This is a genomic window from Moorena sp. SIO1F2, from assembly GCF_010672755.1.
Classification (GTDB): Bacteria; Cyanobacteriota; Cyanobacteriia; order Cyanobacteriales; family Coleofasciculaceae; genus Moorena.
Genome location: NZ_JAAHFV010000301.1, coordinates 1 through 7,863 on the forward strand (window position 1 = coordinate 1; position 7,863 = coordinate 7,863).

Here is a 7,863-nt window from a genome sequence, read left to right on the forward strand (position 1 = left end):
TTCTGGTTTGTGATAATATTCCTGCATTACCTGTGCTCCCTTTACCATCACCAAGCCTGTTTGACCTTGGGGTAAAGGCTGATGAGTCTCAGGGTCAACAATCCGGATTTGAGTGTGCGGTAAAGGGAGCACAGGTAATGCAGGAATATTATCACAAACCAGAAGCTACCGCTAAGGCAATTGATCGAGACCGGTGGTTTGATACAGGGGATTTAGGTTGGGTGACCCCCCAGAATGATTTAGTCCTAACTGGCAGAGCCAAAGATACTATAGTTCTGACCAATGGGGAAAATATCGAACCACAACCGATAGAAGATGCTTGTCTACGCAGTCCTTACATTGACCAGATTATGCTGGTGGGTCAAGACCAAAAGGCATTGGGTGCTTTAATAGTACCAAATCTAGATGCCTTGCAAGGGTGGGTAGCGGCTCAAAATCTTCCCCTTGACGTATTCGCTCAAGATGTTGATTTAAATACTAAAGAGGTTCAGACTTTATACCGGAGTGAATTAAACCGAGAAGTCCAAAATCGACCAGGTTATCGGCAAGATGACCGCATCAGCACCTTTAGGCTAATTCTAGAGCCGTTTTCCCAGGAAAATGGCATGATGACTCAAACCTTTAAAATCCGACGACCTGTAGTCACCGAACGCTATCGCGCTATCATTGACGCGATGTTTGCGTGAAGTACCCCAACAAGATCCGCTCAAGTTGGGGCTTCCAACTGGCGTCACAAGGACGGTCTTATTCGTCTTTAGGATTTCCCGTTTCATCCGCTGATGCCACGTTGGGTACTTCCGTGCAGATAGAAAGTCCAGAACTGAATCTGGTGATGGTCTTACTTAGCGTCCACAGGCAGCCGCCCGTCTTCCCCAGGCAGTAATTCTTTTTTTGCCGCTTGGTTTTCGCGGTTTATAACTGGTGTTCCAGTCGATTATGTCTCATGACATCTTGCGCTTGCCTTTTCAGTTCGCGTAGCGTCGGAGAAAGCCGAAACGCTGTGGCGAACGCTGGTCGAGTTCGTTCACGCACTTTGACTACATCTCTTATCCACCTAGCTCAACTATCATCAGCCCATGCCTGACCATGTAAACCTAAGCGAGTTATTTTGATATTAGCATATAATCAATCGTTCGGCTATCCATCCCCACCGTCAAAGAAGGTGGGGAATTCCGCGAGTTTCTGTTAAAACGTTAGAAGGTTTAGAGGTGCGGGCCTCGAACCTTGAGACTGAACCTCAATCTTCTTTCTCAGAATTATTGAGCAATATAACCAGTCACACTCTCAATCCCTCAAACTTACATAGTGGAACGCATATGGACGACTCTAATAAGAACTTACTCTTGAAACGGCCAATTAATATCAAAGCCATCGTTACCCCTCGATGGAAGGAAGAGGTTCAGCAACAACTACAAAATCAAATCAACCAACTCGACGGCCAACTGCAACAGATTGATCTGCAGGGACAAAAAGCGATCGCTGAGATTAAAAACCAGAGCGTGAATCCTCCTGGTCCTCAGGTATCGCAACAAATTGAAAGCATTCAAACCCAGGTCAATCAAAAGAAAAGTGAACTGCTAGAGCAGAAAAACCAGCAACTTCAGCAACTACAACAAGTCCAAACCCTCGAACTCGACCAGGAAGTTAGTCAAGGTCAGCTAGAAAGCTTCTTCAGGGTGGAAGAGGGAGATAACCTAGTCAAAAAGATGAACGTGGAAATTCTGCTGCGGGATGGGGTTATCGAAGAAATTCGCGGTGATATTTAGTACGATGTCAAGGCTGAATTAATAGCTACAGATTAAGGAAAAGGTCACACCAGATGAATAGACACGGATAGACAGATAGTTGGTTATCTGTCTATCCGTGTTTAAAAGTGTATTGTCTTTCACCCCTTTGCCATTGAGCCAGCGATTACTGGCAAAATTCCGTAGACCAATCCTGATGACCCCGACCCTCTCGACAGGTAAACTGTTGACCAGCCCACATGATCTGCCACTGTTTGCCAGTTTGGGCTGATTCCTTGGGTGATAACTCAATACGATACCGGATGCCACGTACAGAGTCATCCGGTAAACCCGTTTGAGTGATGGTGACTACCGCTTGATCAGGTTTAGGATAATCTACCTTGACCTGTTGATCAAAGTTTCCTTCAATCAACAGTGATTGGTTTTGACCAAAGGTAGATAATGCGATCGCTTTTGGATCGGCACCAATCAGCTGATCAGGTGTTGCCTTATTGGCTAGGTCAATGGCTTTGTAGTCTTCTCGCTTGGTCTGGACATTAGCAGGAGACTCAGTTGGTTTGGGTTCAGGGGGTTTGCTAATCAGATTGCAAGCACTCAGGATTAGGATAATACCTGTAAGCACGGTCAAGGAAAGTTTTTTGTTAAGCATTTCATACCAACTTGCATTCAATAGAAATCAAGCTAACTTGTCGGCTGTTGACAGTCAACAGTCAAAGCTCAAAACTCGACATTCAACGGTCAACACTTAACACTTAACACTCCACAAAACAGATTATTCCCTTAACCCAAGTCCATCTAATTACTGATGGTATTATTTATAGCGCTTGAACACTGACCCTGCACCCATAGCACCCAACATCAACAGACCCAATGTCGAAGTTGGTTCGGGAACTTTCTTAGAAGGCTTAGGGGGATCTGGGAAATCGCGAAACTTGATGCCAGAGACCGCACCACTTCCTGGTAGTTTAATATCTAGCTTGGTCACTGAATATTCAGGAAGATAGCTGAAATCGTAAGTGGATAGGGAGTTGTCTGTCCCAAGTGTTAGTGATTGTTTCTCTGTTGTGCCATCCTTCAGAAAGGCTTCCAGATATCCGTTTGTATTATTTAGATTCTCATCAATGTCTAGAAGGGTGACATAATCGAGAGAAACGGGTTTATCAAAAGCAAAGGAAATGATGCCACCGCCAGCCCAGTCGTCAGGTTCTTCATTTGTGTTCTCATTGATAATTAAGACGTTACCCTGTGGCTTCGTCCCAAATGAAGGTCCCGTGGCTAAGTCAGCGTCTCCACCGCTGCATGTAATCCCAAAATCAGGTCCGCAATTGCTGTTGAATAACCTTAAGGGATGATTAGACCCTTTATTACTGGTTATATGCACACCGAATTTTGCCCATTGCTCACCAATATTTGTTTTAGTTCCCGCCTGGAGAAGGTTACCAGCATCATCCTTTTCAAAATCCAGTAAGTATGTATCAGCTAGAGCGGGATTAGCACCTACTGTTACCAAAGTAACTAAGGCTGCTGTGAGCGTAAGTGTTGATAACTTTTTCATGGTTTTTAAACCCTTAAATACTTACTGAATTTTAGCGTTTTAATCGTTTTTTTTTTATTTTTTTGGAGAGTTTTAATTAACGCTTTCCATCTAATTTTACGTTCCAAAGTATATGATAATAGTGATCTTATGTTGGCTTACCTTATCTGTTAGGTATAAGTTTCCTCTCTTGGGATAAATTATTCATTTATTCAATGTGTGAGTCTATTAATTAAAGATTTAGTGAAGTGACCTTCATTCGGGAACCAAAATCGATACAATTTAAGATTATACTAAACTAGATATTAGACTGACCCTGTCAGCCGTCAAGGGTTAGTAAAAGGTACCTATAATGAATTGTGGGAATTTTTGATCAAAAGTTCCCTACTCCCTACTCCCTACTCCCTACTCCCTACTCCCTGCTCCCTTTGCTAGATAAGAGCTTTTAGTTAAAAGCCATGAGCATGTATAGAGTGATTGGTAGCTACCCACTCCCCTAATCCCTAATCCCAAGGACAAACAGGATATCCGTATTGTAGAAAACCATGGAAGCCCGCCTCATGGTTTCTTTACAGAGTACGATGGCTTTCTGGGGCTTATTCAAGTTACAATGCAAGCTGGCATAATGTTTTTGCTAGCTCTCTAGAATTGATTTAGAAGACCACCCCATGATTCACGAAGTTTTCATGCCCGCCCTCAGTTCAACCATGACCGAAGGCAAAATCGTTTCCTGGGAAAAATCTCCCGGAGACAAAGTCGAAAAAGGTGAAACCGTGGTGGTGGTTGAGTCGGATAAGGCTGATATGGACGTTGAGTCCTTCTATGAAGGCTATCTTGCCACAATCACGGTATCAGCTGGTGACTCTGCTCCGGTGGGAGCCCCGATTGCTCTGATTGCGGAAACGGAAGCGGAAATTGAGGCAGCTAAACAACAAGCTGCCCAATCTACACCAGCTACTGACACAGCAACGCCTCAGCAAGCAACGGCATCAACCCCAGAACCGGTACAGACCGCTCCCGCTGCCATTGCTGATACTCCCAGCCGCCGTAATGGACGAATTATTGCTTCTCCCCGAGCTCGTAAACTAGCGAAGGAATTACGGATTGATCTGAATACCTTGAGAGGAAGTGGTCCCCATGGCAGGATTGTGGCTGAGGATGTGGAAGCAGCAGCAGGTAAAGTGAGTACTCCCCCGGCACCAGTAACCACCACCCCAGCACCACCCCCGACACCGGCTGTAATGCCCACTCCCATCCCAGCAACTATGCCAGCGCCTCTGCCAGCACCTGCTGCGGCTGTACCCCTGGGAGAAGTGGTGCCGTTCAATACCCTGCAAAATGCAGTGGTGCGGAATATGATGGTCAGCCTGCAAGTGCCTACCTTCAGGGTTGGTTACACCATCACGACCGATGAGTTAGATAAGTTATACAAAAAAATTAAGCCTAAGGGTGTTACCATGACCGGGCTGCTAGCTAAGGCAGTAGCGGTTACCTTGCAGAAGCATCCCTTGGTCAATGCTAGTTATACCGAACGGGGAATTCAGTATCACAGTTCCATTAATGTAGCGGTGGCTGTGGCAATGGCTGATGGTGGATTGATTACCCCAGTATTGCGCCATGCGGAGCAGCTGGATATTTATTCTCTGTCTCGCACTTGGAAAGATTTAGTAGACCGTGCCAGAACTAAGCAGTTGCAGCCAGAGGAATATAATTCCGGTACTTTCACCCTATCCAATTTAGGAATGTTTGGTGTAGACCGGTTTGATGCGATTTTGCCCCCAGGACAGGGTTCTATTTTGGCCATTGGTGCATCCCGTCCTACGGTAGTAGCTACCCCTGACGGCATGATGGGAGTAAAGCGTCAGATGCAAGTGAATATTACCTGTGACCACCGGATTATCTATGGTACTGATGCTGCAGCGTTCTTGCAAGACTTGGCGAAGTTGATTGAAACTGATCCGCAGTCGTTAACTCTATAAGCTTATCCCTTTGGGTTACACCTACTTGTTTTTCATATTATTTAATTACTGAGAGGGGCGCACAACGGTGCGCCCCTCTCAGTAAAATTGTTCACTATTTTGCTTAACAGTGAGATTTTCGCAGTTTCCCTCCAGCAGTAAACAAACCACCCAAAGCGATTAGACCAAGCACTGTAGAGGATTCAGGCACATCTTGTGGGTTCGATAAATGCGGTGGAAGAGAGCCACCGAAGGCCAGTTGGTAGTTGCCTGTGTGAGAATACGTGTAATCGTTATTATCGTCAAGGCTGACCAGCCCAGAATCTGTGGCCTCGAAACCATAAAGGTATTGGGTTTTCCCATCGTATTCAACCTTGACCATTTCACTAGCCTGTATACTAGGTGGTAGGAAACCAGCGAAGGCTGGAGTAATTATCTCTGCCAACATATCTCTAGCATTAAAGTGACCTGCTAGCCCAATGGTAATTTGGCCTGTTGTGTCATCTTGGTTGACGTAGGAAATATTGGGATCACTAAATCGTTGCAATCCTCCATTGGCGAGGAATTGTCCATACAGCAAATTATCTAGACCTGACCCAATCAAAGATACAAGACCGTTTGCAGTTAAGGCATCACTGAACCACTTCTGAGCCAATCTGATGCCACCACCAACATCAGTAAACCAGTCAGCGAATGTCAGACTGCTCAAGGTGATGTCCTTACCACCGATTTGACCTGTTAGGCTAGTGACTTCGGTATGGGTAACAAAGTCGCTCAAGCTCAGGGTTTCACTGCTGGCAAATAGCTCTACGTTTCCACCAGGGTCACTAGCATCACCTTGCAAGATAGTTGACAAACTAGCAGTGTCATCTATCTGGGTATACATACCGTCAGATGCAATCTTGAGGTAGTCACTACCGATTAGGGTCGCTCCGGTGAGGCTTCCAGCAACAGCTGGGGTAGTGGCGATCGCACTCATACCGGCAAGAATTGAGGCACCGAGCCACATTTTAATTACTGTGCTTTTCATTGACATGTCTCCCTTTGAGTTTGTTCAGGTTGCTGGCAGCACTTGGTGTCTTTTTTTTAGTATCGGAGTGGGATGTTAGCGATCGCGTTTTTGATGGGGTTTAAGTTATGTTAATCTTTGACATAATCCTGATTGCGTCAGTTCCTCAGTCATGAATAGGGCAATATAGCGCTACGGGCAAGGCAAGAGGCAAAAGGCATGCATGCAAAAGTTTACTACAACAGCGCAGGTGCGCTTTCCGTATTAAGAATTAAATTCGCCACGGGTCGCACCTTTTTCAACTTGTATCAATGTGCTAACCTTAATCCGTAGTGCTATAAATTTTGATTCTTGTAGCGATTAGCGATTACCGATTAGCGATTAGCGATCACCCAAGACCTGATCAGATTATTCACCTGTTCTGGTATCTCATCATGGGGACAGTGTCCTGCTTGTAGATAATATTCCGTTAACTGAGGATAATATTCCCTAAACTTTGCTCCCCGTTCTCTGCTCTTGATCCAAGGATCCCCTTCTCCCCATAGCATTAATAATGGACAAGTCATCTGTTCCAACAACACATCGACTTTTTCCCCTTGGGGTGACTTGAACACAGAAGCAAATACCTGAGCCGCACCAGGATCACAAGACGGGCGATAAATCTCGTCTACTAACTGTTCCGTTACTGCATCCTGGTCAAGATAAACCTTCTGGAGGGTTTTGCGAATAATTGACGGTCGCCGCAGGTACTGGAATAACAGGAAACTTGCCCAAGGTTGTAGAAAAATTGATTTGGTTACCTGATTGAGCACTTTTTTAACAGGATTGACCTTAGTAGCAGGTTGAGTATCACTAAATGGTCCAGCACTATTGAGCAATACTAAACCTGCGGCGGAGCTAGGACGCTGTGCCGCCACACACAAAGCTGCATAACCCCCCAAGGAGTTTCCAGCTAAGACTACTGGTTGACCAATCACCTCTGTAATAAAATCATCCAACTGGTCTCGCCACAAATTGCCACTGTACTCCCCATCTGGTTTAGCAGAACGTCCAAACCCCAACAAGTCAATCGCCCAAACTTCAAAATCCTGACTCAATTGAGCAATGTTTTTGCGCCAGTGGTCTGTAGATGCCCCAAATCCGTGAATTAGTAGTAAGGGTGGGTATCCTGATGGCTTCTGTCCAGCCTGTACATAATATATAGATTCCCCCCGCCACTGCCAGTAAGTTCCAGGGATGGGAGTATTAGAAGGGGTAGCAATTACCTGGGTAGTCACGGTAAAATATTAAGTAATGTTAACTTTTTGATCATAGCGCTCCCTGCCACCTGTCTGATGTTAGACTAATGGCAGTATATAATGGAGAGTTTGTGTAAACACCTAAAATAGAGAGGGACAAGCTTTGTCAGTCGAAACCATTGAGAAGCGTTCAACAGTTCGTAAACACGCGCCTCGCTATCGCGTATTGCTCCATAATGATGACTTCAATTCTATGGAGTATGTGGTTAAAACCTTGATGGAAACTGTGACGAGTCTGACTCAACCTCAAGCAGTCAATATTATGATGGAAGCCCATACATCCGGGCTGGCATTGGTGATTACCTGTGCTCAAGAGCAT

The 7,863-nt window shown here is 45.3% G+C and carries 8 protein-coding genes and 1 pseudogene; 4 read left to right on the top strand and 5 right to left on the bottom strand.

Annotated elements, in window-relative coordinates:
• Window positions 1–132: AMP-binding protein (locus tag F6J94_RS26030; protein ID WP_293045497.1), on the bottom strand; the 132-nt coding region annotated here is incomplete at its 3' end.
• Here F6J94_RS26030 and F6J94_RS26035 point away from each other — a divergent pair.
• Together F6J94_RS26035 and F6J94_RS26040 are read left to right on the top strand one after the other, a co-directional pair.
• A pseudogene (locus F6J94_RS26035) lies at window positions 117–686 on the top strand (long-chain fatty acid--CoA ligase); the annotation flags it as partial. The gene F6J94_RS26030 and the pseudogene F6J94_RS26035 sit on opposite strands and share 16 nt — an antisense overlap.
• Window positions 687–1,316: 630 nt before the next feature.
• Window positions 1,317–1,766, top strand: coding sequence for a YlqD family protein (locus F6J94_RS26040; RefSeq protein ID WP_044495479.1), 450 nt, complete (start codon window positions 1,317–1,319; stop codon window positions 1,764–1,766).
• 145 nt (window positions 1,767–1,911) lie between these two features.
• On the opposite strand, the gene F6J94_RS26045 is transcribed toward F6J94_RS26040, so the two are convergent.
• Both F6J94_RS26045 and F6J94_RS26050 read right to left on the bottom strand, forming a co-directional pair.
• Window positions 1,912–2,394, bottom strand: coding sequence for a hypothetical protein (locus tag F6J94_RS26045; RefSeq protein WP_293045479.1), 483 nt, complete (start codon window positions 2,392–2,394; stop codon window positions 1,912–1,914).
• A gap of 162 nt (window positions 2,395–2,556) precedes the next feature.
• Window positions 2,557–3,300: a PEP-CTERM sorting domain-containing protein gene (locus F6J94_RS26050; RefSeq protein WP_293045482.1), complete on the bottom strand. Its 744-nt coding sequence runs from the start codon at window positions 3,298–3,300 to the stop codon at window positions 2,557–2,559.
• A 647-nt stretch (window positions 3,301–3,947) separates the two neighbouring features.
• On the opposite strand from F6J94_RS26050, the gene F6J94_RS26055 reads away from it, so the two are divergent.
• A complete protein-coding gene (locus F6J94_RS26055) occupies window positions 3,948–5,258 on the top strand; it encodes a dihydrolipoamide acetyltransferase family protein (RefSeq protein ID WP_293045485.1) in 1,311 nt (436 codons plus the stop codon).
• 103 nt (window positions 5,259–5,361) lie between these two features.
• Here F6J94_RS26055 and F6J94_RS26060 read toward each other — a convergent pair whose 3' ends face one another.
• Window positions 5,362–6,267, bottom strand: coding sequence for an NF038130 family PEP-CTERM protein (locus tag F6J94_RS26060; protein WP_293045487.1), 906 nt, complete (start codon window positions 6,265–6,267; stop codon window positions 5,362–5,364).
• Window positions 6,268–6,620: 353 nt separating this feature from the next.
• Window positions 6,621–7,523: an alpha/beta fold hydrolase gene (locus F6J94_RS26065; RefSeq protein ID WP_293045490.1), complete on the bottom strand. Its 903-nt coding sequence runs from the start codon at window positions 7,521–7,523 to the stop codon at window positions 6,621–6,623.
• A gap of 124 nt (window positions 7,524–7,647) precedes the next feature.
• Between F6J94_RS26065 and clpS the strand changes: the two genes are divergently transcribed.
• On the top strand, window positions 7,648–7,863 hold a 216-nt coding region (gene clpS, locus F6J94_RS26070), incomplete at its 3' end, for an ATP-dependent Clp protease adapter ClpS (RefSeq protein ID WP_293045494.1).